General features: G+C 49.0%; 23 protein-coding genes, 2 tRNA genes and 1 riboswitch. Of the genes, 12 read left to right on the forward strand and 13 right to left on the reverse strand.

The window, feature by feature from the left end:
* Positions 1–54: 54 nt before the first annotated feature.
* The 6 genes from mgtA to thiC all read left to right on the forward strand — a co-directional run bounded on the left by mgtA (position 55) and on the right by thiC (position 8960).
* Entirely contained in the window at positions 55–2772 is a 2718-nt protein-coding gene (mgtA, locus tag Q4G98_RS04250) for a magnesium-translocating P-type ATPase (RefSeq protein WP_298565954.1), read from the forward strand.
* A gap of 77 nt (positions 2773–2849) precedes the next feature.
* Positions 2850–3533: a DUF554 domain-containing protein gene (locus Q4G98_RS04255; protein ID WP_366917028.1), complete on the forward strand. Its 684-nt coding sequence runs from the start codon at positions 2850–2852 to the stop codon at positions 3531–3533.
* 295 nt (positions 3534–3828) lie between these two features.
* Entirely contained in the window at positions 3829–4206 is a 378-nt protein-coding gene (locus Q4G98_RS04260) for a demethoxyubiquinone hydroxylase family protein (protein WP_021718117.1), read from the forward strand.
* Between the two features lie 11 nt (positions 4207–4217).
* Positions 4218–5051, forward strand: coding sequence for a family 1 encapsulin nanocompartment shell protein (locus tag Q4G98_RS04265; protein ID WP_177560346.1), 834 nt, complete (start codon positions 4218–4220; stop codon positions 5049–5051).
* Positions 5052–5221: 170 nt separating this feature from the next.
* Positions 5222–7450 carry a diguanylate cyclase gene (locus tag Q4G98_RS04270; protein WP_298565963.1) on the forward strand — a complete coding sequence of 743 codons (2229 nt, stop codon included), beginning with the start codon at positions 5222–5224 and terminating at the stop codon, positions 7448–7450.
* 52 nt (positions 7451–7502) lie between these two features.
* Positions 7503–7602: riboswitch (TPP riboswitch) on the forward strand.
* 56 nt (positions 7603–7658) lie between these two features.
* Positions 7659–8960, forward strand: coding sequence for a phosphomethylpyrimidine synthase ThiC (gene thiC, locus Q4G98_RS04275; RefSeq protein ID WP_298565966.1), 1302 nt, complete (start codon positions 7659–7661; stop codon positions 8958–8960).
* A gap of 43 nt (positions 8961–9003) precedes the next feature.
* Here thiC and Q4G98_RS04280 read toward each other — a convergent pair whose 3' ends face one another.
* Complete coding sequence (locus Q4G98_RS04280) at positions 9004–9633, reverse strand: TrkA C-terminal domain-containing protein (RefSeq protein ID WP_293663564.1); 630 nt, start codon at positions 9631–9633, stop codon at positions 9004–9006.
* A gap of 280 nt (positions 9634–9913) precedes the next feature.
* Here Q4G98_RS04280 and Q4G98_RS04285 point away from each other — a divergent pair, with 280 nt between their 5' ends.
* The 3 genes from Q4G98_RS04285 to Q4G98_RS04295 are packed head-to-tail and all read left to right on the forward strand — an operon-like array spanning position 9914 to position 12975.
* A complete protein-coding gene (locus Q4G98_RS04285) occupies positions 9914–10903 on the forward strand; it encodes an ABC transporter substrate-binding protein (protein WP_293717536.1) in 990 nt (329 codons plus the stop codon).
* 12 nt (positions 10904–10915) lie between these two features.
* Positions 10916–11773, forward strand: coding sequence for a proline/glycine betaine ABC transporter permease (locus Q4G98_RS04290; RefSeq protein ID WP_293663562.1), 858 nt, complete (start codon positions 10916–10918; stop codon positions 11771–11773).
* On the forward strand, positions 11773–12975 hold the full coding sequence (locus tag Q4G98_RS04295; protein WP_367949975.1) for a glycine betaine/L-proline ABC transporter ATP-binding protein: 1203 nt from the start codon (positions 11773–11775) through the stop codon (positions 12973–12975). Before Q4G98_RS04290 ends, Q4G98_RS04295 begins: the two co-directional genes overlap by 1 nt.
* A gap of 58 nt (positions 12976–13033) precedes the next feature.
* Here the strand turns inward: Q4G98_RS04295 and Q4G98_RS04300 are convergent, their stop codons facing one another.
* The gene (locus Q4G98_RS04300) at positions 13034–13540 is read right to left on the reverse strand and encodes a hypothetical protein (protein WP_177560339.1); all 507 of its coding nucleotides are present in this window, start codon (positions 13538–13540) and stop codon (positions 13034–13036) included.
* A gap of 252 nt (positions 13541–13792) precedes the next feature.
* Here Q4G98_RS04300 and nifJ point away from each other — a divergent pair, with 252 nt between their 5' ends.
* The 3 genes from nifJ (at position 13793) to Q4G98_RS04315 (ending at position 17720) form a co-directional block, all read left to right on the forward strand.
* Positions 13793–17302: a pyruvate:ferredoxin (flavodoxin) oxidoreductase gene (gene nifJ / locus Q4G98_RS04305; protein ID WP_177560337.1), complete on the forward strand. Its 3510-nt coding sequence runs from the start codon at positions 13793–13795 to the stop codon at positions 17300–17302.
* Between the two features lie 139 nt (positions 17303–17441).
* Positions 17442–17529: transfer RNA gene (locus tag Q4G98_RS04310), tRNA-Ser, on the forward strand.
* Positions 17530–17629: 100 nt separating this feature from the next.
* A tRNA-Ser gene (locus Q4G98_RS04315) sits at positions 17630–17720 on the forward strand.
* A gap of 416 nt (positions 17721–18136) precedes the next feature.
* Here Q4G98_RS04315 and Q4G98_RS04320 read toward each other — a convergent pair.
* The 11 genes from Q4G98_RS04320 to Q4G98_RS04370 all read right to left on the reverse strand — a co-directional run bounded on the left by Q4G98_RS04320 (position 18137) and on the right by Q4G98_RS04370 (position 26084).
* Positions 18137–18763 carry a flavodoxin gene (locus Q4G98_RS04320; RefSeq protein WP_298565971.1) on the reverse strand — a complete coding sequence of 209 codons (627 nt, stop codon included), beginning with the start codon at positions 18761–18763 and terminating at the stop codon, positions 18137–18139.
* Between the two features lie 16 nt (positions 18764–18779).
* A complete protein-coding gene (gene tatC / locus Q4G98_RS04325) occupies positions 18780–19529 on the reverse strand; it encodes a twin-arginine translocase subunit TatC (RefSeq protein WP_177560334.1) in 750 nt (249 codons plus the stop codon).
* Entirely contained in the window at positions 19510–19731 is a 222-nt protein-coding gene (gene tatA / locus Q4G98_RS04330; protein ID WP_177560332.1) for a twin-arginine translocase TatA/TatE family subunit, read from the reverse strand. Before tatA ends, tatC begins: the two co-directional genes overlap by 20 nt.
* Before the next feature lie 67 nt (positions 19732–19798).
* Positions 19799–20347: a cupin domain-containing protein gene (locus Q4G98_RS04335; RefSeq protein WP_298565974.1), complete on the reverse strand. Its 549-nt coding sequence runs from the start codon at positions 20345–20347 to the stop codon at positions 19799–19801.
* A gap of 39 nt (positions 20348–20386) precedes the next feature.
* A complete protein-coding gene (locus Q4G98_RS04340; protein ID WP_298565976.1) occupies positions 20387–21250 on the reverse strand; it encodes a carboxymuconolactone decarboxylase family protein in 864 nt (287 codons plus the stop codon).
* A 26-nt stretch (positions 21251–21276) separates the two neighbouring features.
* On the reverse strand, positions 21277–21807 hold the full coding sequence (locus Q4G98_RS04345) for a flavodoxin family protein (RefSeq protein ID WP_298565978.1): 531 nt from the start codon (positions 21805–21807) through the stop codon (positions 21277–21279).
* 15 nt (positions 21808–21822) lie between these two features.
* Positions 21823–22506 carry a flavodoxin family protein gene (locus Q4G98_RS04350; RefSeq protein WP_177560327.1) on the reverse strand — a complete coding sequence of 228 codons (684 nt, stop codon included), beginning with the start codon at positions 22504–22506 and terminating at the stop codon, positions 21823–21825.
* Positions 22499–22744, reverse strand: coding sequence for a hypothetical protein (locus tag Q4G98_RS04355; protein ID WP_177560325.1), 246 nt, complete (start codon positions 22742–22744; stop codon positions 22499–22501). The genes Q4G98_RS04350 and Q4G98_RS04355 overlap by 8 nt, the downstream gene beginning before the upstream one ends.
* Entirely contained in the window at positions 22734–23582 is an 849-nt protein-coding gene (locus tag Q4G98_RS04360) for a 4Fe-4S dicluster domain-containing protein (RefSeq protein WP_298565981.1), read from the reverse strand. The genes Q4G98_RS04355 and Q4G98_RS04360 overlap by 11 nt, the downstream gene beginning before the upstream one ends.
* 160 nt (positions 23583–23742) lie before the next feature.
* Positions 23743–24621, reverse strand: coding sequence for a LysR family transcriptional regulator (locus tag Q4G98_RS04365; protein WP_177560321.1), 879 nt, complete (start codon positions 24619–24621; stop codon positions 23743–23745).
* A 62-nt stretch (positions 24622–24683) separates the two neighbouring features.
* Positions 24684–26084, reverse strand: a complete 1401-nt coding sequence (locus Q4G98_RS04370) for an MATE family efflux transporter (RefSeq protein WP_298565984.1) — start codon at positions 26082–26084, stop codon at positions 24684–24686.
* Positions 26085–26088 lie beyond the last annotated feature (4 nt).

Genomic DNA, 26088 nt, shown 5'->3' on the forward strand with positions numbered 1-26088 from the left:
GTGTGTCCTACTTTCCTGAAAGTATGCAGTAAAACTGTAAGGAGGTAGAGAACAATGAAAAAGAAATTAATGTTTTTAAAAAATAACCCGCAGGAGATCCTGCATCGTGAGAAGGTCAATGAAAGGCTGCGTTTTGCTTCCTCTCATGAGGTGCATGCAGTTCTGAAGCATTTGGAGACTACTGGCAAAGGGCTGCCGTCCGGTATGGTGGAGCAGGCGCGCGGGCGGTATGGCGATAATATCGTGACGCATGGTAAAAAAGAATCGCTGCTGATGCGTATCTGTAAAGCCTTTGTTAATCCGTTTACGATGATTTTGCTTGCTCTGGCAGTTGTATCAGCGGTTACGGATATCTGGATGGCCGATCCGGGTGAAGAAGATGCTGTGACAGTCCTCATTATTACGACGATGGTAATGATTTCCGGTACTCTGCGGTTCGTGCAGGAAACGAGAAGCGGCAATGCGGCCGCTAAATTATCGGCGCTGATCGAAACTACGACCTGTGTGGAAAGACTGGATACGGGGCGGCAGGAACTGCCGCTGGACGAAGTCGTCGTAGGTGATCTGGTGCATTTATCGGCTGGCGATATGGTGCCGGCTGACATTCGAATCATCTTTGCCAAGGATCTGTTCATCAGTCAGTCGGCTCTGACCGGCGAAAGTGAACCGGTAGAGAAATATCCCGGCCTGGGCGGCGCGTCGGATTCCGTGACAGAATCTCCTAATCTGGCCTTTATGGGCAGTAATGTTATCAGCGGTACGGCGGTAGGAGTCGTTGTGGCCGTGGGCAACGATACGTTGCTGGGAGAAATGGCCAGGGCCTTGAACAGCAAACCGCCGCAAACCAGTTTTGAAAAAGGCGTCAATTCCGTTTCCTGGGTTTTGATCCGCTTCATGCTAGTGATGGTGCCGGTAGTTCTGTTCATTAACGGCTTTACAAAAGGCGACTGGATGAACGCGGCTTTGTTTGCGATCTCGGTTGCCGTAGGCCTGACGCCGGAAATGCTGCCGATGATCGTGACGACCTGCCTGGCTAAAGGTGCGGTATCGATGTCCAGGGAAAAAGTTATCATCAAAAATTTAAATTCTATCCAGAACCTGGGCTCGATCGATATTCTCTGCACTGATAAGACAGGTACTCTGACCCAGGATAAGGTCGTATTGGAATATCATCTGGATGTTGAAGGCAAGGAAGCGCCGCGGGTCTTGCGGCATGCCTTTTTAAACAGCTTTTATCAGACCGGGTTAAAGAATCTGATGGATATTGCCATCATCAGCAGGACGAAACTGGAAGAGGAAGAAAATAAAGACCAGTTAGGCGATCTGGAAAAATTCTATCAGAAGGTCGATGAGATACCTTTTGATTTTGAACGCCGCCGGATGAGCGTGGTAGTAGAAGATAAAAACGGTAAAACGCAGATGATCACCAAGGGCGCTGTGGAAGAAATGCTGAATATCTCGTCTTTTGTCGAATATGCAGGGCGCGTAGTGCCGCTGACGGCATCAATGAAAAAGCTGGTCATGGAGAAGGTTGACGAGCTCAATGACGATGGTATGCGGGTCATTGCTGTAGCGCAGAAAACCAATCCTTCGCCTGTCGGCGCTGTTTCCGTAGCTGATGAGAAGGAAATGGTCCTGATCGGCTATCTGGCCTTCCTCGATCCTCCTAAAGAAACGACTGCGGCGGCGATCAAAGCGCTGCAGGAACATGGCGTTGCGGTAAAAATACTGACCGGGGACAATGAGAAGGTCACCAAATGTGTGTGCCGGCATGTAGGGCTGACTGCAGAAAAAATGCTGCTGGGTTCTGAAGTAGAAGCGATGAGCAACGAAGAGCTGGCGGCAGCAGCGGAAACTACCACGGTTTTTGCTAAATTAGCGCCGGCCCAGAAGGCCAGGATCGTGCGGCTGCTGCGTGAAAATGGACATTCTGTAGGCTATCTTGGCGACGGCATCAATGATGCGGCGGCGATGAAGGCTTCTGATGTAGGGATTTCCGTAGATACGGCTGTGGATATTGCCAAGGAATCGGCAGACGTCATTTTACTGGAAAAAGACCTGCTGGTCCTGGAAAAAGGGATTCTGGAAGGACGCAAAACTTATGCCAATATGATCAAATATATCAAGATGACGGCTTCGTCCAATTTTGGCAATATGTTTTCCGTTTTGGTCGCCAGCGCCTTTTTACCATTTCTGCCAATGGCTTCGATCCATTTGATTCTGCTGAATCTGATTTACGATATTTCCTGTACGGCGATCCCTTGGGACAATGTGGACAGGGAATTCCTGACCCGACCCAGAAAATGGGATGCTTCCAGCGTCAGTAATTTTATGATCTGGATCGGGCCGACCAGTTCTGTTTTCGACATCGTGACCTATGCGCTCATGTACTTCATTATTTGCCCGGCTGCTGTCGGCGGCCATTTGTTCCACGAGCTGAACGATCCGGCACAGCAGGCTTTGTATATCGCTGTTTTTCAGGCGGGCTGGTTCGTAGAGTCTATGTGGTCGCAGACGCTGGTCATCCATATGATCAGGACGCCGAAGATCCCGTTCCTGCAGAGCCATGCTTCAGCGCCGGTGACTTTTCTCACTTTTATCGGTATCGCGGTACTGACAGTGATCCCTTTTACCCCGCTGGGACATGCTATAGGACTGGCGTCGCTGCCTGCTGATTATTTTGGCTGGCTGGCCGCCATCATATTGGCCTATATGATCCTGGCTACAGTTATGAAAAAACTCTATATCCGGCGTTACGGTGAATTACTGTAGTTGTGCATCGTCATTGAAACGCATATAATATTAGAGTATAAAGAAAAATGAAGCACGATCAATGGGGGAATGAAAGCATGCTGGGTACCATCGTCAATACGGGCACCATCATTGCCGGCAGTTTGCTGGGCAGTATTTTCAGACAGGGGATCAAAGAAAATTATAAAAAAGCTTTATTTGACGCATTGGGACTGGCGACCGTCGGATTGGGCGCCAATGCGGTAGTCAGTAATATGCCGCACAGCAGATTTCCGGTCCTGTTCATCCTCAGTCTGGCTGTAGGCAGTATTATCGGAACTCTGCTTGATATTGACGGCCGCTTTCAGCGGCTGGCAGGGCGACTCAAGGGCGGCTCTGACCTGGGACAGGGGTTGTCTACGGCGATACTGCTTTTCTGTATCGGGACATTGTCGATCCTGGGACCGATAGAAAGTGCTCTGCATGATAATAATACTTATCTTTTTACTAACGCTACGCTGGATTTTGTAGCTTCGATGGTTTTAGCTTCCGCTTATGGTATCGGCATCGCTCTGGCCGGGGCAGTACTGTTTTGCTGGCAGGGATCGATCTATCTGCTGGCCGGCTGGCTGGCGCCGTTTCTGACAGCCGAGCTGATGACGGAAATTTCAATTATCGGCGGAGTCTTTATTATGAGCTCCGGCTTTGCGATTTTAGAATTGAAAAAGTTTAAGACGCTCAATATGCTGCCGGCGCTGTTTATTCCGGCAGTATGGGTGCTGCTGCTAAAATGTTTTTTCTGATTTTTAAACAGCCGCTTCTTTAAGAGGCGGCTGTTTTTTAGTTTTTGTAAATGATTATCTTAACAAAAAAAACAGGTTTTAAGTGCGAAAAAGCTGGCAGAAAGCAGGTTTTGGGCTTGTAGAAAAACGTGACGGTGTTATAATAAAACTATAAGGAGAATTTAAAGCAATGGCCGGCTTGGAAAAGTTGATTGCTTTTTAAAATTCCTGGTGCTATAATGTAGTAAAAGATAATTTTTATTTGTTGCGATTAGACACTGCAAATAAATCAAAATTTTGAAAGGTGGTGGCAGTAATGCCAAATTTTGCAAACCCGTTTCAAGGTAATGTCAACAGAAAGTTAACTAAAGAAGAATTGATCCAAGCCGTACGTCTGGATATTGCAGGTGAGCTGGAAGCTATTTACCTGTATGATGCCCATGTACAGGCTACTGATGACGAAGTGGCTAAAATGGTCATTTCCGACATTCGTGACGAAGAAAAAGCCCATGTCGGTGAATTGATGACCTTGCTGCGTTATCTCGATCCTGCTGAAGCAGAGCATTTTATTTCCGGTGAAGGCGAAGTTAAGGAAATGCTGGAAGGGCTGGGCATGAAAGCTGCCGGTATTGCCGATGACAAAACGGAAGTTACTAATAAGGCGACTACCGTAGGCAGCCTGCTGGATAAATAGGAGGTATGGTTATGGAATTTTTAATGCGCGATGATGTTAATCTGTCTGCCGAGCAATGGCAGTCTATTGATAGTGCTGTGGTTCAGGCGGCAAAAAATGTTTTAGTGGGACGTAAATTTTTACAGATTTATGGACCGTTAGGCGCCGGTGCACAAAGTGTGAACGTAGATGTGCTGACTCCTGCTGAAAAAGGCAGTGTGGACTTTTTTGGTGAAGAAGAAGAAGCGGTAAAAGTTACAGGCCGCAGCTTTAAAGAGCTGCCGATGATCTACAGGGATTTTGTTTTGTCCTGGAGAGATATGGAACAGGCCAAACAGATCGGGATGCCGATCGATTTAGGAGCGGTAAGCGCTGCTGCCAATGCCTGCGCGCAAAAAGAAGATCTGATGATCTTTGCAGGTAATCCAAAAGCCGGTTATGAAGGCCTGGCTACAGCGGAAGGTGCTTTTAAAGTTAAAAAAACAGACTGGAGCAAGGATGAAAATGCTTTCAGCGATGTAGTTAAAGGTCTGCAGCATTTTGCGGACAAGAATTTGAGAGGCCGTTATGCTTTAGCAGTCAGCCCTGACTTATATGCGCAATTACAGCGCCTGCAGGTCAGCACTGGATTACTGGAAAGCGAACGCATCAAAAGCCTGGTTGGCGGCGGATTATATATGACTCCGGCGTTGGGTCTCAATAAAGCCGTATTAGTCTGCGCCGAACCGCAGAATATGGATCTTGTTATCGGTCAGGACCTTATTACCGGTTATATGGGTTCTGCTAAGCTGAATCATGAATTCCGCGTTTTTGAGACAGCCTTGCTGCGTATCAAATGCAAGGATGCAGTAGTGATTTTTGGCTGATTATAAAACTTCAAGCCTGCCGGCATTATATGCCGGCAGGCTTTTTACTGTGCAGAAAAGCAACAGTAAAACTGCGTAAATATTTATTTGATAAAAATACTTGGTGTTTAATAAGTAAAAATGAGCTATAATAAAACAAAAGTGAAAGATAAAGATTGAGGAGTCCGGACATGGAGAAAAAACGTGGTTATAATAAAAAATATTTCCTGCTGTTCAGTTTAGCAGCGGCGTTGCTTTGTGCTCTGGCCGCAGGCAGCAGCCTGTATGATACTTATAGATATACCCGCGAAAGAGCGGTCTTTCTGGCAGAAAGCTATGGTTCTCAGACCAGATATGAACTGATGAATCTTTATGACGATGCTTTTGTTCTGCGTGAGTTGATTGAGCAGGGGATGCTGGATGCCAAAGGCACTAAAATGGCGGTAACAGAAAAAGGGTTTCGCAATATGTCAGAGATTGGGATTCGGAGGATGAACGATGTCTGTATAGCTTTTGACGATATGGACCTGATTATCAATGTATCTTTGGCTATGGCGGAAGGTCCGCTGCAGGGCGGTATTCCTGAAAAAACTGTTATTTCCTATTGTTTTCCTTATGAAACCAATAAAAGTGCTCTGGGTAAAAACCTGATGGTGCAGCCCAAAAGGGATGACGCGATCAGAAAGGTTTACCAAAGGCAGGGTGAATTGGTGATCGAAGGGCCGTTCAGAAGGATTCAGGACAATGAATTGGTGCTGACAGGACGCGTTGCCGTGAAAAATACTGACGGTTCTCCCTGGGGATTAGTTGCTGTAACTTTGGACATGAACCCTGCAAGTCCTAAATATGCCTTGCAGAATATCAACTTTGCCGCACTGCAGGGACAGAAATACCGTTATCATCTGTATAAAATAGAAAACGGCGCCAAACTGACGATAGCTGCTTCTGACCAGGCGGCAATGGCAATGACAGGAGGGATGAAATATGATATCGAGCTGCCGAATGCCAGCTGCATCATAGAAGTAGATAAAGCAGGAGGCTGGATCGGCAGCCGGATAATTTTCCTGAATATCGGTATAGCTTTCTTTGTGTGGCTGCTGAGTATTTTTGCTGTAAAAAAATGGCTGGAAAATAAAGAAGCGCATCGCGAGATCGCTGACCGGGAAGAGATCCTGCGGCAGATCGCCGATAATATCAACGGCGGTGTGCTGACTTTGGCGAATGATGTGGGTTTCTGTATTCGTTATGCTAACGACGGTTTTTTAAAACTGATCGGGTATACCAGAGAAGAACTGGAAAACGTCCCGTCTTTTTTGAGGGCGCATTTGATCTACGAAGAGGATACGCCTAAGTTTCAGGCTTTAATGGATGGGGTCTGGCATCTTCATGATAAAATCGATCTGGAGATGCGGCTGCTGCATAAAAACGGGCATTATATACCGGTTTTGATCCGTGGCAGCGTAGGGACTGATAAAGACGGCGTTTTAGTGATGTACTGCGTTATTGTCGATATCAGCGAACAAAAGCGGATCATTCAGGAATTAGAACTGGAGAAAGAGCGTTATGATCTTTTAGTGCAGGCTTCTAACGAAATAATTTTTGATGTGGAGGTCCTGCCTGAGCAGATCACCTGGTCGCCGCTGTATCGTAAGATCTTTGGCTTTGAGCCTTTTGTTAAACTTGGTTCCGATAATAAGGAGCCTTTGACTGCTGCGGGAGCTGCTGAAAATGCTGCCGCCATCAGGTGCTTTATGCAGAAGGCTATAGAAAACAAACAGTCTGACAGTACTGAGCTGCTGCTTGCTTATGCCAATGGCGAACAGCACTGGTTCAGGGTCAGAGCCAAGCGCATTATCAAGGATGAGATAGTAGTACGGCTGGTAGGCAAGCTGGAAAATATCGACGAGGAGATGCAGGAGAAAGAAAAGTTGCAGGATATCAGCAGGACGGACCAGTTGACCGGCGTTTACAATAAAGCCGGCTTTAAGACCGTGGTAGAACCGCTGCTGCGTGACGGCGGGTTTGGCAGTTTCATTTTTACGGACCTGGATAATTTTAAGACGGTCAACGATACCCTGGGACATCAGGCTGGCGATAAAGTTTTACAGGAAATGGCAGCGAAATTGCGGCAGTTTTTCCGTTCTGAAGATATTATCGGCCGTTTTGGCGGCGATGAATTTTACATTTACGTACCCGGGCTGTCACCGGAGGCGACAGTGCAGCGTGCCGAAGCATTATGCCGTATTCTGCATACTACTTATGATGATGTTACCGTTTCCGCCAGCGTCGGCATCTGTTATTTTCCTGAACATGGACAGGATTTTGAGGAACTGGTGCATTTGGCTGACATGGCCGCATATGTTGTAAAAAACAACGGCAAGGGCGGCTATCATGTTTATGAGCCGGGGGATAAAATTTAATTTTGCTTGCTATTGCCGGTAAAAGGTGCTAAAGTTAATTTAATATCATAAGTCGATCCACTGGGGGCGCGTTATGCTGAGAGGCCGCAAGGCCGACCCTTAGAACCTGATTTCCGGGTAATGCCGGCGTAGGGAAGTGGCACAAGCGCAAGCCAAAGCCAATTTCCTGCGGGAGATTGGCTTTTTATTTTGAAGGGAGCGTTGAATAATGGCAACACAAATGCAATTGGCCCGTCAGGGCGTGATCACAGAAGCGATGCGTCTGGTAGCGGCGCAGGAACATTTAGACCCGGAGGTTATCAGGGCTGGTGTGGCGGCAGGCACGATCGCTGTCTGCTGCAATATCAATCACAAAAATCTTATCCCGCGCGGTGTTGGTCAGGGATTATCGGTCAAGGTCAATGCCAATATCGGAACTTCCAGCGCCTATCCTGACCCTGAGCAGGAGCTGGCTAAGCTGCGCGCCGCGATCGAGGCCGGTGCAGATTCTGTGATGGATCTGTCTACAGGCGATAATATCGACGCTTCACGGAAGGCTATTATCAAAGCGTCTACAGTAATGGTAGGCACAGTGCCGATTTATCAGGCAACGGTAGAAACGATCAAAAAACGCGGCGCCGTTGTGGAAATGACCAAAGAAGACCTGTTTGAAGTCATTCGCCAGCAGGCCGCTGACGGCGCTGATTTTATGACGATCCACTGCGGGATCAACCGCCAGGTACTGCACGCTCTGACCAGTGAAGGACGGGTGATGGACGTTGTCAGCCGCGGCGGCAGCTTTATTACAGGCTGGATGCTGCATAATGACCGGGAAAATCCTTTATATGAATATTATGATGAGATTCTGGAGATCTGTGCCGAATATGATGTAACGATCAGTCTGGGTGACGGACTGCGTCCAGGATGCCTGGCTGACGCTACGGACAGGGCGCAGATCCAGGAGCTTTTGAATTTGGGAGAATTGACTCAGCGGGCCTGGGCGCGCGGCGTGCAGGTAATGGTGGAAGGTCCCGGCCATGTTCCTTATAATCAGATCGCGGCGAATATGCAGCTGCAGAAGCGTTTGTGTCATGGCGCGCCGTTTTATGTTTTAGGGCCGTTGGTGACTGATGTGGCGCCTGGCTATGATCATATCACCTCTGCTATCGGCGGCACACTGGCAGCAGTCAGCGGCGCTGATTTTCTGTGTTATGTAACGCCGGCCGAGCATCTGGGTCTGCCGGATATCGACGATGTGCGCGAAGGCGTGATCGCTACAAGGATCGCAGCTCACGCTGCCGATATTGCCAAAGGTCTGCCGCAGGCGATCGCCTGGGACAGGGAAATGGCTGTGGCCCGTAAAAATCTTGACTGGCCGGAGCAGATCCGTCTGGCGCTTGACCCGGTAAAAGCGCAGGCTTACCGTGATAAGAAAAATAAGTCGGAGGACGAAGCCTGTTCCATGTGTGGCGATTACTGCGCTGTTAAGATCGTAGGACAGTATTTGGAAGCACACCGTAAAAAACAATAATAAATGCAAAAACAGGACTTACATAAGTAAGTCCTGTTTTTTATCAGCCTTTGTATAAATAATCCTGCACCTTGCTGTGGCTGTCTTCCGGTCCGACCATGATGAAGACGTCGCCGGCTTCGAACAGTGCGTACGGACCGGGCGAGACGATCAGTTCTTCACCTTTGCGGATCGCTACCACGGTAACGCCGGTGCTCTGCCAAAAGTTGATTTCTGAAATCATTTTACCGAGAAAACGGCAATCCCTGGTTATTTTTATTTCGTAAGGCAGGATAGGTGATGCCAGACGGAATTTTTCAATATATTCCAGCAGCTGGTGCACATTATCCAAAATATCGTCCTGTTGTTTTTTCTGCTGTTCTGACAGGGTCTCGATATTTTTTTTCAGTTCGGTGATAGTAGAAATGTTGCGGAAGCGGCCTACCAGCTGCGCTGCCCGTTCTGCTGAAAGCACGACGCTGCCGCTGCCCGATTCGATCGCCACGATACCGACATCCTGCAGCATGAACATGGCGCGGCGGATCGTTTCCGGCGAAACTGCATAGTGGGCTGCGAGCATGGAGCGTCCGTAGATTTTTTCGCCGACCTTATATTTACCGGCAGCGATTTTAGAAGCGATATCGACGGCGATTTTTTGGTAGATCGGTTCTGCTATTTTGTGTTTATTAGCCATGATGGTATCCTTTGCAGTAAAAAAATAGTAAAAATTGTTCCCTGAAAAATTTAATCTTATTTATTATTATACCATATCCGCAGCTGTTGCAGATAAGCCGGCAGGCTGGCATACAGCCATTGCGGAGAGCCGGGATTAACTGATCCGACATGATATTTGCAGTGTAAAAAAGTAATTAAAGTAAATTGACAAGCTTTTCCAAGTAAGTTAAACTAAAAAAGCAGATAGAGGCAACTCAATAATAATATAAAGTTGTCGGATTGTAAAGGGGGGAGTTTTGATGAAGAAAAGAATACTGCAGCTGGTAGGCCTGGTTTTGTTTGTGTGCCTGGCGGCAGGCTGTGGCAGCAGTAACGAAAAAACGGTAGTTTTTTCTGACGCCGGCTGGGACAGTGTGAAATTTCACAATGCGGTAGCCGGTTTGATTGCAGAAAAGGCTTATGGTTTAAAAGTGGAAACTATGAACGGTTCAACGCCGATCATGGAAGCGGCTCTGGTTCGCGGTGATGTCGATGTCAATATGGAACTGTGGACTGACAATGTTGCTACTTATGAAGCTGATAAAGCCGCTGGTGGTATCGTTGATCTGGGAGTCAACTTCGATGATAATAAACAGGGCCTGTATGTACCACGTTATGTGATCGAAGGTGATCCTCAGCGTGGTATTGCGCCGATGGCTCCTGATTTGCACAATGTTGCTGATCTGGCACGCTACAGTCAGCTTTTTGTTGATGAAGAAAATCCTTCCAAAGGTCGTATTTACGGGGCGATCCCCGGTTGGGCCGTTGATGAAGTGATGTTTAAAAAATATAAGTATTATGGTCTGGACAAAAATTATATCTATTTCCGTCCCGGCAGCGAGGCGACTTTGAGTACGGCCTTTGTAACGGCGTATGAAAAAGGTTTGCCGATCGTCGGTTATAACTGGGAACCGACCTGGATCAGCGGCAAGCTGGACCTGGTACTTTTGGAAGACGCACCCTATACGCAGGCCGGCTTTGAGGCAGGCGAAACCGCTGCTCCTTCCGTAGTCGTCATGGTATCGGCTAACAGCCGGTTTCCCAAACGGCAGCCTGAATTTGCGGAGTTTCTGAAAAAATATCATACTTCCAGCGCTTTGACGGCGGAAGCTCTGGCTTATATTGCTGATAATAAAGCGACTTACGACCAGGCGGCCCGCTGGTTTCTGCAAAAACACGATGATCTGCTGACGCAGTGGCTGCCGCCTGATAAAGCGCAGACCATGCGAGCGGCTTTAAAAGAACAGTAAGGGGGCGGGGAAATGCCGAGTTGGTTGTTAAATTTTCCGAATATCAATTTGAATATAGCAGAACCGATAGATGAATTTGTGCGTTATATCAACATCAATTATGGCGAGGTTTTTGTCGCCGCCAAAAAAATGCTCAGTATTTTTATTAACGGCATCAACGGCGCGCTGGATATGATTCCCTGGTGGCTGATGATCCTGCTGGTTATTTTTGCCACAAAAAAATTGATGAACAGTTATAAAAACGGGGTTCTTTACGGTGGCCTGTTGTTTATGATCGGTGCCTGTGGTTACTGGCATATGATGAATGAAACTCTGGCTATCGTGATCACGGCGGTAATTTTTTCGCTTTTGATCGGTTTGCCGATCGGGATCGCGCTGGCGGCAGTGCGCGGAGCTGATACTGTCGTGCGGCCGATACTGGACGCCATGCAGACGATGCCGACCTTCGTTTATATGATCCCGGCAGTTATGCTGTTGGGACCCGGTAAAGTCCCGGCAGTGCTGGCGACCGTCGTCTATGCGGTAGTGCCTGTTATCAGGCTGACCAGTCATGGTATCCGTCAGGTCGATCAGGAGGTCGTTGAGGCTTCCCGTTCTTTTGGCTCATCCAGCTGGCAGACTTTGTTTAAGGTGCAGATACCGCAGGCGCTGCCGACGATCATGACCGGCATTAACCAGACGATGATGATGGCGGTAGCGATGGTTGTTACCTGCGCTATGATCGGTGCCAATGGTTTGGGTATGGAAGTTTTGATCGCTATCAACCGCATGGAATCCGGCCGCGGTATTATCGCCGGTTTTGCCATTGTTATTATCGCGATCATTATCGATCGCCTGACGCAGAGCTTGGTGCAGAAGGAGGGTAAATGATGCAGGAACAAGATACGGTTTTAGAAGTCAAAAACTTATATAAATTGTTTGGCCCCTATGATTTCCTGGACGAAAGAAAAGCTGCCTTCAAGCTGCTGGAGCTTGGCGCCACCAGGATGGATGTTATGGAAACAACGGGGATCATGGCGGCGATCAGCGATGTTTCTTTCAGCGTCAAACGCGGCGAGCTTTTTGTACTGATCGGTCTGTCCGGCAGCGGTAAATCGACTATCGTGCGCTGCCTGAATATGCTGCACAAGCCTACGAAAGGTGAAATTCTGATCGATGGCGAGGATATTACCAAATATAATGAAAAACAGCTGCAGGAATTGCGGCGCACTAAGGTTTCCATGGTTTTCCAGAACGGCGGTCTTTTAAGTCACCGCGATGTGCTGGGCAATGTGGCTTATGGGCTGGAAGTGCGCGGCGTCGGTAAAGAAGAACGTGAAAACAAAGCTATGGAAATGATCAATATGGTCGGTCTGACGGGCTATGAGCACGAAAAACTCAGCAGCTTATCAGGCGGGATGAAGCAGCGCGTCGGCATTGCCCGGGCGCTGGCCAACGATCCGGATATTTTGCTGATGGACGAAGCTTTTTCGGCGCTTGATCCACTGGTCAAAAACGATTTGCAGTTTGAGCTGCTGCGGATACAGGAACGGATGGGCAAGACTATAGTTTTCATTACCCATGATATCAATGAAGCTTTCAAGCTGGGCAACAGGGTAGGTATTTTACGCGACGGGCGTATGGTGCAGATCGATACGCCGGAGCAGATGCTGGCCAATCCTGCTGATGATTATGTCAGAAAATTTATCCATAACGTCAATACCAGTAAGGTTTTTTGCGTGCGCAATATTATGTCTACACCCAGCTGTATCGTCAAGGCCAGTGACGGCGCCAACACGGCGATTACCAGCATGCGTGCCAATGGGGTTTCCAGCGCTTACGTTGTTGGTGATCACATGAACTTTATCGGTATCGTGACTTTGGACGGAGCTTTAGCTGTCCGTGACGGCAAAAAGACCTTCAGTGAAGCGATCATTCGCGATGTGCCGCAGGTCAACGATCTGGATGCCCCCGTTGCAGATATCGTACCTTTGGCTGCTAATGCCAGTTTTCCGCTGGCAGTTGTGGATGAAGAAAAGGTTTTTCGCGGGATCATCACCAAGGCGTCTGTTTTGTCTTCCTTTGTGGCCTGAATATGAAGTGATTTAAAAATAAAAGAAGAGCTGACAAAGCAGCTCTTCTTTTATTGGATTATAAGGCTATTTTGGCAAGATGGTCGCCATCAAGCTTATAACCATAATTTTTGCGCGGGTCCCAGTAATTGACCCGTACAATGTCGCCCGCCTGCAGAGCCTTTGCCAGTTCAGCACCGGTCAAAAGCCCCTTGCGGGTAATAAGGTTTGTCAGCGCGTCAAAGTTTTCTGCCTGTACTTCGATAGAATTGGCGAAACAATCTTTGGCCTCGCAGCTGCCATCTGGTCTCAGCAGATCCAGATATACGCTGCGGCCATTCAGGTACTCGCCGATATCAAAGACCATTTTGTCTACGTCTTTGATGTCCTGCGTAAAAATTCGCGGGGTTTTGTTATAAACGACCGTGATGCCCGTATGGTTTCCGGTTAAGATGTTGATTGGTTTTCCGCCGTGTTTGTTTAGTATAGTCAAGTGAGCTGTGTCAGCATTATTGACTGTATCTATTTTTATTCTGGGAATACGGGCTCGAAGAGCTTTGGCGATGTAGTTAACAAGCGTCTGCAAATTCAACACCTCCGTAGCATTATTATAGCATTTGTCAATCAAACGAGTTGTTTTAAAAATTTACAAAACGCTTGCATAATATTCACATGTATACATGTAAAGCAAATTTACAAAAGTGCTTAAATAGTGTATACTAATTGTGTGAGCAGGGGTGAACTATGTCTTGCTGCACATTTATTTTGCGTCTCACTGGAACCGATAAGGCCGGTTCCCATATCTTGTACTCTGATAAAAAAGAAAGAAGGGGATCAAATGACAAAAATGAAAACTATGGACGGTAATACGGCGGCGGCGTATATCTCTTATGCGTTCACCGATGTGGCCGCTATCTATCCTATTACTCCGTCCTCTCCCATGGCCGAAGTTGTAGACGAATGGGCTGCGCAAGGTCAGAAAAATGTTTTTGGTCAAACTGTAAAAGTATTGGAAATGCAATCTGAAGCTGGTGCTGCCGGCGCCGTACACGGTTCTTTGCAATCCGGAGCTTTGACAACTACCTATACTGCTTCGCAAGGTCTCCTTCTGATGATTCCTAATATGTACAAAATGGCAGGCGAACTGCTGCCGGGCGTGTTCCATGTTTCTGCCCGTGCTTTAGCTGCCAGCTCACTGTCTATTTTCGGCGACCACCAGGACGTTATGGCTACCCGTCAGACCGGTTTTGCGCTGCTGGCTGAAAGCGGCGTGCAGGAAGTTATGGATCTGTCGGCAGTGGCGCATTTGGCCGCCATCAAAGGGCGCGTTCCCTTTATTAATTTCTTTGACGGTTTCCGCACTTCGCATGAAATCCAGAAAATAGAAACTCTGGCTTATGATGATCTGGCTAAACTAGTCGATTATGACGCAGTGACTGCGTTCCGTAATCGCGGCCTCAACCCCGATAATCCGGTTGTACGCGGTACGGCTCAAAATCCTGATATCTATTTCCAGACCCGCGAAGCTGTCAACTCTTATTATGAAGCTTTGCCGGGTATCGTTGAAGAATATATGAACGAGATCAGCAAGCTGACCGGACGTAAATACGGCCTGTTCAACTATTATGGCGCGCCTGATGCGGAAGAGATCATCATCGCTATGGGCAGTGCCTGCGAAACGATCCAGACTGTTGTTGAAAAGCTTAACGCCGAAGGCAAAAAAGTTGGCCTTCTCGCTGTACATCTGTATCGTCCGTTCTCGATCAAACATTTTATGGGCGCTGTTCCTAAAACAGTTAAACGTATTGCTGTTATGGACCGTACTAAAGAACCCGGTTCCTTTGGCGAACCTTTATACATGGATGTGCGCGGCGCTTTCTATGAAGCAGAAATTTCTCCGCTCATCATCGGCGGCCGTTATGGTCTGGGCAGCAAAGAGCTGACTCCGTCAGAAGTTATGGCGGTTTTTGAAAATCTTGCTGCGCCCGAGCCGAAAAACAATTTCACGGTCGGTATCGTTGACGATGTTACCAATACTTCTCTGCCGGTAACAACTTTGCTGGATACTACTCCTGCCGCTACCAAGAGCTGTAAGTTCTGGGGCCTGGGCAGTGACGGCACTGTCGGCGCCAACAAAAGCGCGATCAAGATCATTGGCGATTATACCGATATGTACGCTCAGGGATATTTCTCCTATGATTCCAAAAAATCAGGCGGTATCACCGTTTCGCATCTGCGTTTCGGGCATGAGCCGATCCGTGCTCCTTATCTGATCACCTTTGCAGATTTTGTAGCCGTACATAACCAGTCTTATGTAGATAAGTATGATGTTACCGCGGGCCTGAAAAAAGGCGGCACCTTCCTGCTGAACTGTAACTGGTCGAAGGAAGAGCTGGAAACGCATCTGCCGGGTAATATCAAGCGCTACATCGCTAAAAATGCTATTAATTTCTATACTATCGACGCAGTCAAGATCGCTCAGGAAATCGGTCTGGGCGGGCGTATCAACATGATCATGCAGTCCGCTTTCTTCAAATTGGCGGACATCATCCCTCTGGCTGACGCTGTCAAGTATTTGAAAGAAGCTGTCGATCATTCCTACGGTCTGAAAGGACAGGCTGTGCTCGATATGAACTATGCGGCGATCGACCGCGGCGTCGATGCCATCGTGAAGATCGATGTACCGGCTGCCTGGGCTGAAGCTGCCGGCGATGCCAATATCGCGGTTACCGGCAACGAATTTATCGATAATATCCTGACTCCGGTCAATCGTCTGGAAGGCGATAATCTGCCTGTCAGCACCTTCGATAAAAACATCGATGGTACTTTCCCCAGCGGTACCTCTGCTTATGAAAAACGCGGTATCGCGATCAATGTGCCGGAATGGCAAATGGATAAATGTATCCAGTGTAACCAATGCTCCTTCGTCTGCCCGCACGCAGTTATCCGCCCTGTGCTGATGACGGAAGCAGAAGCTGCCAACGCACCGCAGGGACTGGAATATAAAGATGCTGTCGGAGCGAAAGAGCTTAAATTCCATATGGCGATTTCTCCGCTGGATTGTACCGGCTGCGGTAACTGTGCGCAGGTATGCCCGGCTAAAGAAAAAGCCCTCGTTATGAAACCGCTGGAAAGCCAGCTGGCCAAAACGGCCCATTGGGATTACACCGCACATCAGGTCACAGTTAAACCTAACCCGATGAATAAGAACACTGTTAAAGGCGTACAGTTTGAACAGCCTTTGCTTGAGTTCTCCGGCGCCTGTGCCGGCTGCGGCGAAACGCCGTATGCCAAACTGGTAACTCAGCTGGTCGGCGACCGCATGATGATCGCCAATGCGACAGGCTGCTCTTCGATCTGGGGCGCCAGCGCGCCTTCCATGCCATATACTACCAACAGCAAAGGCCACGGCCCCAGCTGGGCAAATTCCCTCTTTGAGGACAATGCTGAATATGGTTTGGGTATGTACCTGGGTGTCAAACAATCCCGCGAACGTGTTGCCGAGATGGTAAAAGTAGCTTTGGCAGGGGATATTCCCGCTGACCTGAAAGCGGCAATGCAGGATTGGCTCGACAATATGGAAGTCAGCGAAGGTACGCGTGAACGTGCTGAAGCTTTGACGGCTGTATTGGAAAAATATCAGGGCCAATGCGATAAATGCGCGGCGCTGTATAAAGAAAAACAGTTCTTTGTCAAACGCAGCCACTGGATCTTTGGCGGCGATGGCTGGGCTTATGACATTGGCTACGGCGGTCTGGATCATGTCCTGGCTTCCGGCGAAAACGTCAATGTGATGGTTTTCGATACCGAAGTTTATTCCAATACCGGCGGCCAGTCTTCTAAAGCTACGCCTGCTGCGGCTATTGCCAAATTTGCTGCCAGCGGCAAAAAGACCAAGAAAAAAGATCTGGGCATGATGGCTATGAGCTATGGTTATGTTTATGTGGCTCAGATTTCCATGGGTGCCGATAAAAATCAAACCTTGAAGGCGATCGCCGAGGCAGAAGCTTACGACGGACCTTCCCTGATCATTGCTTACGCTCCGTGTATCAACCACGGTCTGAAAGCAGGCATGGGCTGCAGCCAGCTGGAAGCTAAGCGTGCTGTAGACTGCGGTTACTGGGCAACCTACCGCTATAACCCTGCTTTGAAAGAAAAAGGCGAGAATCCTTTCAGCCTGGATTCCAAAGAGCCTACTGCTGATTTCAGAGAGTTCCTTTTGGGCGAGGTTCGTTATTCTTCCCTGCTCAAACAGTATCCTGAAACAGCTGAAGCATTGTTCGAGAAAACTGAACAGGATGCTAAAGAACGTTTGAATAACTATAAACGTCTGGCAGGCAAAGCCTGAGTTTAGCTGCAATAAGACCGCCGTCAAAAATGACGGCGGTCTTTGCTTACTGCGGTGCAGCAGGAGCCCGGACAGTTTGTTGTCTGTCTGTTTGAACTTGACGAGAAGGCGTATTTGCCGTATAATAACAAAATAGCACGGAGAGGTGGTCGAGTGGTTGAAGGCTCTGGTCTTGAAAACCAGCGAGGTGCAAGCCTCCGTGGGTTCGAATCCCACCCTCTCCGCCATATTTTTATTGTCTGCTATCAAAGGCGGCAGAATAAATATTTGCAGCGATACTCTTGAAAAAAATATCAGGATAGTGTATACTATCCAAGTAAGTCAAACGGAGTGGTACTCAAGTGGCTGAAGAGGACGGTTTGCTAAATCGTTAGACGGGGTGACTCGTGCGTGGGTTCGAATCCCACCCACTCCGCCACTATCAAAGGTTCAGAGCCTTCGAGAGAAATCTCGAAGGCTCTTTTTCTGTTTTGTGGGGCAATAATAGAAAAAATTTTATAAAAAATGATGATGACGTACATTAAAATATAATTCTAGATTAACGGTGACTTCTACTGCGGAACGAAGTCAATTTTTGAATAAGAAGGATGCCTTAACTAAGCTGAATGCTATCCTTGAGCAAATGCAGGACGCAGAAAACGCCAAGCAGATAAATTCTGCTTGGCGTGAACATGCCCAAATAGTACGTGGCAACCCGGTGAGAGTATATGAGGGTATAGAATTTAGGCGAAAGATATAGAATGAATTTACAGTGTAATTTGCAATATTTGAGAGTAATGTCTTTTAGGCGTTACTCTTTATATTGAACTAAAAACGAACATAAATGAAAAATTTTTACAGGCTCATCTTAGACAGCCATTGAGCTACGTCCTTGGAGGCGTTTTTAGCGCTGCTGCCAGAAAGAGCCAGGTAAGGCGCGAAGCTGGTATTGGGAAGCAGCTTTGCTAGGTCGCTTTGGCAGCGCTGTACGCCGCCGCCGCCGTGAGTGAAGAAGGGCGCTACGGTCTTAGCCTGCCAATCGAGGCTTTCGATAAAAGTTGCTACGGGCATAGGGTAGCTGCCCCACCAGTTGGGATAGCCCAAAAATACAATGTCATATTGGGCGAAGTCGGGAATTTTTGTTTTTACAGCGGGACGGGCGTTAGCTTGCTGTTCCTGCTTGCCCTTATCTACAGTAGCGTTGTAGGAAGTTGGATAAGCCGTTTCGGGAACGATTTCTACCAGCTCGCCGCCGATTTGCTTATGGATTTCTTCTGCTACGGCTTTAGTGTTGCCGCTCCAGGAAAAGTAAGCGATGAGAATTTTTTTAGTTGTTTTCATGGTTGCATTTGCTCCTTCGGTATTGCTTGCGGTTACGTTAGCAGTAACGGGGGCGGCGGTGGAAGAGCCGCAGCCCAGGCAAAGGGCGGCCATACCCATCAGGGAAAAGCCGGTGGTTTTTAAAAATTCGCGTCGTTTCATAAATTAGACCTCCTCGTTAAGCAGTGATAAAAAATTTTGCTAGGACGATGCTGATTTCATAGAGTAGAATCATGGGCAAGGCCAGCAGGCTTTGAGTGATAACGTCCGGCGTAGGCGTAATAACGGCGGCGACGATGAAAGTCGCCAGAATAATATGTTTGTGGTATTTTTGTAGCGTTGGCACTTTGACGAGCTGTAAATAGCATAAAAGTAGTACTATTAAAGGCAGTGTAAAAATAAAGCCGAAAGGAACTACCAGCATCAGAAAAAAGTCCAGATAACTTTCCAGGGACAGCAGGGTACTGACCTTGCCTGCGGCGAAACCTAAAAAGAATTCCAGGCCACGGGGAAAAACGAAATAGTAGGAAAAGAGCATACCGATAAGAATCAAAAACAGCGTCAGCGGCAGGCACATTATGGTAAAGCGTTTTTCTCTGAAGGTTAGCGCCGGGCTGATAAAGTCGTACAGCTGATACAAAATGACGGGAGCGGCCAGCAGCAGGCCGCCTAAAAGCGCCAGCTTCATGTAAATCATGAAGGCTTCCGCGGGGCGCATATAATAAAGGTTGCCTGCCGCTGCTGTCAGCAGGTCGACAATGGCCTGAATATGGTAAAAGCAAAGAGCGCTGCCTGCGGCCCAGGCTGCCAAACTGCGCAGCAGGCAGCGACGCAGGTCCTGCAAATGTTCGGCTAGGCTCATATCCCTGTCGGTGTTCTGCACATCCCAAGGGTATGCTGGCTGACGGTTATTGAGTAACGCCGTCATTTTTTTGCACGCTGGCAGCAGGCCCAGCTGCTGCCGCTTCCTTAGCCTGAGCGTCGGCAGGGTCGTCCGTGTTCAACGCGGTTTTAAATTCACGCATGCTTTTGCCGATGGCTTTACCTACGTCGGGCAGCTTGCCAGGGCCGAAAAATACCAGACCGATGACTAAGATGAGCAGTAATTCAGGTAAACCGAGACCAAACATAATGAGTACCTCCTTGATTTTATAGTGTAGTAGCGTTTGATTTTATTTCTTCGCAACAATATAAAATTTACTTCAGCGCTGCGAAAACCGCGTCGTCCACGGGCTCCAGCCATTCGGTGGAAACCTCGGGGTTGGACTGCATGATGGAAAGATGCTGCATGTAGGTTTCGGGAGCAGCTCCATGCCAATGCTTAACATTTTCCGGGATGGTAGCGACTACGCCGGGAACAAGCTGCTGCGGCTCTTCGCCCCAAATCTGGTAATAGCCGCGGCCGGATTCGGGAACAAGGATTTGGCAGGAGCCGTGATGAATGTGCCAGTAGGTGTGGGCGCCGTCGATGAAGGTGACATTGGAAACGTTGATACTGTCATTAGTCAACGGCGAGAGGAATGTGCGGCCAGTGAAATACATTTCAAGGCTTTGATTGGGGTTGCCGATGGGGAATACTGTTCCTGGAAGTTTTTCCAGCTCCGCCTGTACCTGGGCGACGGGCGGATAATCGTTAGCGACTTCGGCTGCTTTCACTGTGTCGGAGACTGCGCTGAAGGCGGTGAAGATAACGGCAGGGACTAATAAGCCTTGAAGTGTTTTTTTCATAGTGCGGATATTTTTCATAATACGTTCCTCCTGAAATTGATTTATTAGCGTAATGTTTTAACCTTCGACTTGCGCGGGAGCTACGGCGTTAATGCAGGCCAGGGCGTTAAGGGTGCGGGGATAACCGATGTAGGGCAGTGCTATGGTGATAGCGTCCAATAGCTGTTGGCGAGTGTTGCCGACGGCAATGTTGGCTCCTGCGTGGGCCTGTGCTTGAGGCTCGCAGCCTCCTAGGCTGATGATGGCGGTGAAGGTGATCAGTTCGCGCTCTTTAACGTCCAATACCTGGCGCGTATAATAATCGCCGAAGCAGTTGGCGGAAAGATAGGTGCGGATATGCTTTTCATCCGGGGGAGCGGAGGCGTTGCCTTTATCGATAGCGGGGCCGAAGATGGCGCGCTGCACTGCAAGCCCTGCGTCGTGCCTTGTTTCGTCGGTTACAGTACCTGCTTCAGTAGGGATCGCTATATTTTGCTCCTGGAAAACCTGGGCCATGGTGACGAGAGCTGCTTTAGCACGGCTTATACCTACATAGGGAGTGCAGTGAAAAATTGTTTCGCGTACCTGCGCGGGAGTTGCGCCCGCTTTTAGCGCGCCGCGTACATGTATGGGAATATCTGCCGACGCGTTGTTAGCGGTCAAGGCTGCCAGCGTCAGCAGCTCCTGCTGACGGAGCGGCATCTGTACCTGCTTGTTAATATCGGCATAGACGAATTTTTGCATAATAGCGTTCAGTTCTGCGTCCTGGGGAACGATGCCTTGCGTGGTGCTGCCATACAGCTGGGCCATTGCGGCGGCAGCGGTTTCAGTCCTTGTTTGCGCCATAGCCTGATTACCTCCTATCATGGCAGATGTAAATAATGTTGCTGTTAAAAGGCTTAAACAAATTTTGCTGAAAATTTGTTTCATTTTGATTTGCATAGTGTTACACCTCCGCGTATTTCGTTTTATAATTTGAAGCCCAGCTCGTAAGCTTCTTTTGGAAAATTTGTGCGCAGGATTTGTTCTTTGGCAGAGCAGCCTGGTGCTAAAACTATGCCGCGGCTTTGCCAGCGCATATAACGGCACAGAGTGGTGTAAAATTTTCGCAGGCTGCGCATGGTCAGGTCGTTATCGGATCCGGCTGCCGCCAGCAGAACCGCCTGCTTATCGCTGATGCGTCCCGTACGGGAATAAAAACGGTCGACAACTGTTTTCAACTGCGCTGTAACGTGAAAGTAATATACCGGTGATATTAGGGCGATTAAATCGGCGTCTACCAGACGCATAATCAATTCGTTTTCAATATCATCCTTGTGGACGCAGGGACCGTTCATGCCACAAGAGTCGCAGCCCAGGCAGGGATGGATGTTTTTGAAAGCAGTGTCGAAGCGAAAAATTTCGTGCCCCTTGGCTTGAGCGCCTGCGGCAAATTGGTCCGTCAGTATCGAGGTTGTTCCGTTTCGATGTGGACTGCCAGTTAAAAGTACTATCTTCATAAGCGTTACCTCGTGTTAAATACTTTGCCCAAGCTGATAGGCTTGCTGGGGAAATTCGCTGCGCTCGGTGGCGTTGCGGGAACCGCAGCCATAGCCCAAAACCATGCCCAGATCCTGCCAGTGCATATATTCAGCCAGGCTTTGGTAGTGATCCACTAGGGCTTCAAAGGTCCAGCCAGCGCTGTTGTAGGCCGTGGCCATCAGCAAGGCTTTTTTGCCGTCGAAGCCGCGCAGATGTGAATAAAAACGGTCGACAACGGTTTTCAGCTGTGTGGACATTCCATAATAATACAACGGCGTGACCAGCGCGATAATATCAGCCTGCAAAAGCTGCGGTATCAGACTTTTTTCTATGGCGTCGTTCAGTACGCAGGGGCCGTTTTGACGGCAGGCATTACAGCCCTGGCAAGGCTTTATATTTTCAAAGGCGGCGTTAAATCGGAAAGTTTTGTGGCCGTTTGCCTGTACGCCTTCGATAAATTTATCAGCTAAGAGAGCCGAGGTGCCGTTGCGGTGCGGACTACCAGTTATTACAACGATGCTTTGCCTGACGTCGGCAGCGGTTGGTAATACCGGTGCGGCTTGTGCGTTAGCTGATGCTCCCGTAGCAGGCTTGTTAATAAGAGAAAGGCCTAGTCCGCTTACGAGCAGCGTGCCGAAACCTACCGAGGCGACCTTTAAAAAATCGCGTCTATTCATAGTATTTAGACTCCTTTTTAAAATATGCACAGCATCCCAGCCAAATTACGGCACAGGTGCTGGTAAGGCAGCTGCCGCCGCAGGATCCGCATACGCCCGTACAGTATGGCAGAGCGTGGGCTATATTGGGAGCGACTGGAGCTAAAATTTGCGGGTAAAGCCGGGCGACGGCCTGGGGCAGAAGTACGCTGCCTGCCGCGCCGCCTGCTAAATAAATGTCCGTAAGCTTATTTTTCATGGCGCGGTTCCTCCTGCTGCAGATTGCTGCCGTAGCGAATGGCCTTGACCGGGCAGCAGTTTTGGCACTGGCCGCAGACGATGCAGCGCTGAATATTGATAGCGGACTTACGCTCGTGCAGTTCTATGGCCTGCATGGGGCAGGCTTGGGCGCAGCGGCCGCAGCCTACGCAGGCGTTTGTCCGTACCTGCATTTTAAAGGGACCGGGCATCTTTTGCCCGATGATATGGCACAAGGAGTTAAACGTACCTACAGGGCACAGCAGGCTGCAGTAGCCGCGTCCGCCTTTAGTGAAAAGTCCCAGCAGCACGTTGGCCAGCAAAAAGGTGGCCAGCAGGGAAAGGGAGCTGCTGATCAGTACACCTGTGTGTAGATAGCCGGCGAGCAGCTCTAAGGTGTAATAATTGCAGTAGGCACAGGGTACCCCCAGACCAAGCCACACGGAAAAGAGGAAGCCGACGAAGAATCCGTAGCGCAGAGGCGTTAAGGGCAGCAGGTACGCCAGATCCAGTTGGTATTTGGGCGGCAGGGCTTTGCTTAAAAGCTCGCTGAAGCCTCCGGCCGGACACAGCCTGCCGCAGAACAGCGGGCCGAACCATATGGATGTCACTGCCAGCAGCAGACAGAAGAACAGGGACGTGGGACCGCTTTCCTGCCATTGGCCGGTAATGATATTGGCCAGGGGAATACGGGCACAGGGAACGTGAATGGAGGTGAAGCCTGTTTCAATTAAAAATCTGCCGGTTAAGTTCCCGAAGAGCATAAAGGGCTCGTAGAAAAGTGCGAAGCCGGCGAGATAGCCTGCCGCACGTTGCAGTAAAAATTTTGTCTTCGTCATAATTGCCTCCTGTTTTTACTAACAGCATACAGCTTAAAGTTAGCTCTAAGCCAAGAGGTTTTTCTTTTATTACCGGTAAAAAGAAAAGGTATGCAGCTTGTTCTGCATACCTAAATTATAAATTTCTTGGGGTATAATGTCTAATACTTAAAATGAGCGGCTACTTCATGCCTAAAAAGCATTGCGTGAACTCGATAAATTTTTGCGTCGTTAAACTGAATTTGCTGCCGCGCCGCCAAACGAAAAATACTTCGCTGGTAACGGGAGGGTCTAAAGGAACAAAACGCAGCCTGCTTTCTTCCAGCATGGGGGAACGAACTACAATAGCGTAGCAATGGGAACTGTCGACTAAGGTAGCTGCGTTGCCGCGCAGATTACAGGTGCCGATAAATTTTATGTTGGCAATACTACCGCTGAGCCAGTTAAGCGTTTGGCTGCGCACTTGCAAACGGCTGGGGAGCAGCAGGGGTTTGCCCTCTAGGTCTTTAGCTGTAATGCGCTGCTTATTTGCCAGGGGGGAATCGGCGCTCATCAAAATGCCGAATTCCTCCGCTTGCGGCAGGCAGATAAAATCATAGTTGACCATATCGATAGGAGCTAACATCAGCGCGGCGTCGGCTAGGCCGTTTTCCATTCGTTCGCGCATAATGTCCGCCGTGCTGGTAAACAGGTCAAAGGTGACGGCAGGATATTTTTCCTGAAAGGCATGGACGATATTAGCCAGTGTTTGCACAGCCATGAGCTCGCCTGCACCCAGACTGATGCTGCCGCTTAGATTAGTTTCCTGATCCCGCAGGTCGTTTTCTGTTTTTTCCACCAAATATAAAATTTCTTTGGCGCGGTGCACTAAAAGGTCGCCGGCAGGCGTCAGCGTTAGTTTGTGCTGGCTGTGTTCAAAGAGCGCTACGCCTAAATCCTTCTCCAGTTGTATCAGCTGGCGGCTCAGCGTGGGCTGGGTGATGTGCAGGATAGCGGCGGCGCGTGTAATATTTTGCTCTTGGGCGACGGTCAGAAAGTAATTTAAAATGCGCAGGTTCATAGTCGTGACCTCCGTTATGCTTGTTAAGAAAATTATAGCGCGCAGGCTGCGGCTTGTAAATCTTAAATAAGTCGCTTGCTTTGCCAAACATTGCTGCGCCAGCGATAGGCGAAGACAGCGGCGCGCAGCAACCAGTCTCCCAGCATAGCCAGCCACACTCCTGCAGCGCCAATATTGGTGTACTCTGTCAATAGCCAGGCAACACCGATGCGCAGCGACCACATGGAGATTACGGAAACCACCATAGGAAATCTTACGTCGCCTGCGGCCCGCATGGAGGCGGGAAGGTCGAAGGCCAGCGGCCAAATCAGTACGGCTCCTATCGTATGGATTAAAAGCATTTGCTGTGCCATACCGGCGGACTGGGGCGAGAAGTGGTATAGAGGTAGGATAAGAGGCAGAGCCAAATAGATGCCCCAGCCCATAAGGAACAGAGCGCCGTAGGTGGCAAAGAGTAGCAGACGGTTGTAATATTTGGCCTGCGCATAATCACGCTTGCCTGCGCAGCGGGCGACTACGGTAGTAATGGCCAGGGAGATGGCCAGGCCTGGAATGACCTGAATGGACGCAAGATGGGAGGTTGCGGCATTAGCAGCGATAGCAGGAGTGCCGAAGACGGAGACTAAGCCGAGGGTTAAAATTTTACCTAGCTGGAACATACCGTTTTCCACGCCGTTGGGAATGCTGACGGATAAAATTTTGCGGAGCATATCCTTTTGCAAATGCCATTTGTCATGGAAGCTTACGTACAGCAGTCCTTGCTTATTAGTCAGCAGGTATAAAAGCATAACGGCGGCAGACAGGCGGGCTAGAACCGTAGCAAGAGCCGCGCCGTCCGTATTCATGTGCAGATTGTAAATGAAAAGAGCGTTGCCAGCAATGTTAACGGCATTCATCAAAAGAGCGCTGTACATAGTGACCTTCGCGTTGCCTGCAGCGCGAAAAACAGCGGCCGCTGCTTCATAAACGGCGATGGCTGGCACAGACAAGGCGGTGATGGTTAAATAAATGTCGGCATAGTCTTTGACCTGCGGCGTGATTTGGGCAAAGAAATAATCCAGCAGCAGGGCTTTGCTGGCTAGTAAAGCGGCTGTTGCTGCCAGAGAAAAAAGAGCGGCGAAAAGCAGCAGCTGCCGGGCGCTGGCGCAGGCCTGCTTTCTGTCGCCGCTGCCTAGATATTGGCCTGCAACAATAGCGCCGCCGGTGCCGAGAGCGGCACAGAGATAGATTATTAGCTGCATTACTGTGTCTACTAAGGAAATGGCAGAAACGGCGGCTTCGCCAACGCCTGCTACCATGACGGAATCGATCATGCCTACTAAAAGTGTTAGGAATAGCTCCAGCACCAGTGGAATGACTAGCTGCCGCAGGTCGCGGCCGCTGAATAAGCGCTCGCTATTGGCAGTATGAAAAGCTGCAGGCGCACGCAAAAGAGCCGTCGTCTGCAGAAATTTTATTGACATGGGT

It is taken from the genome of uncultured Phascolarctobacterium sp. (genome assembly GCF_958349595.1).
Lineage (GTDB): Bacteria > Bacillota > Negativicutes > Acidaminococcales > Acidaminococcaceae > Phascolarctobacterium.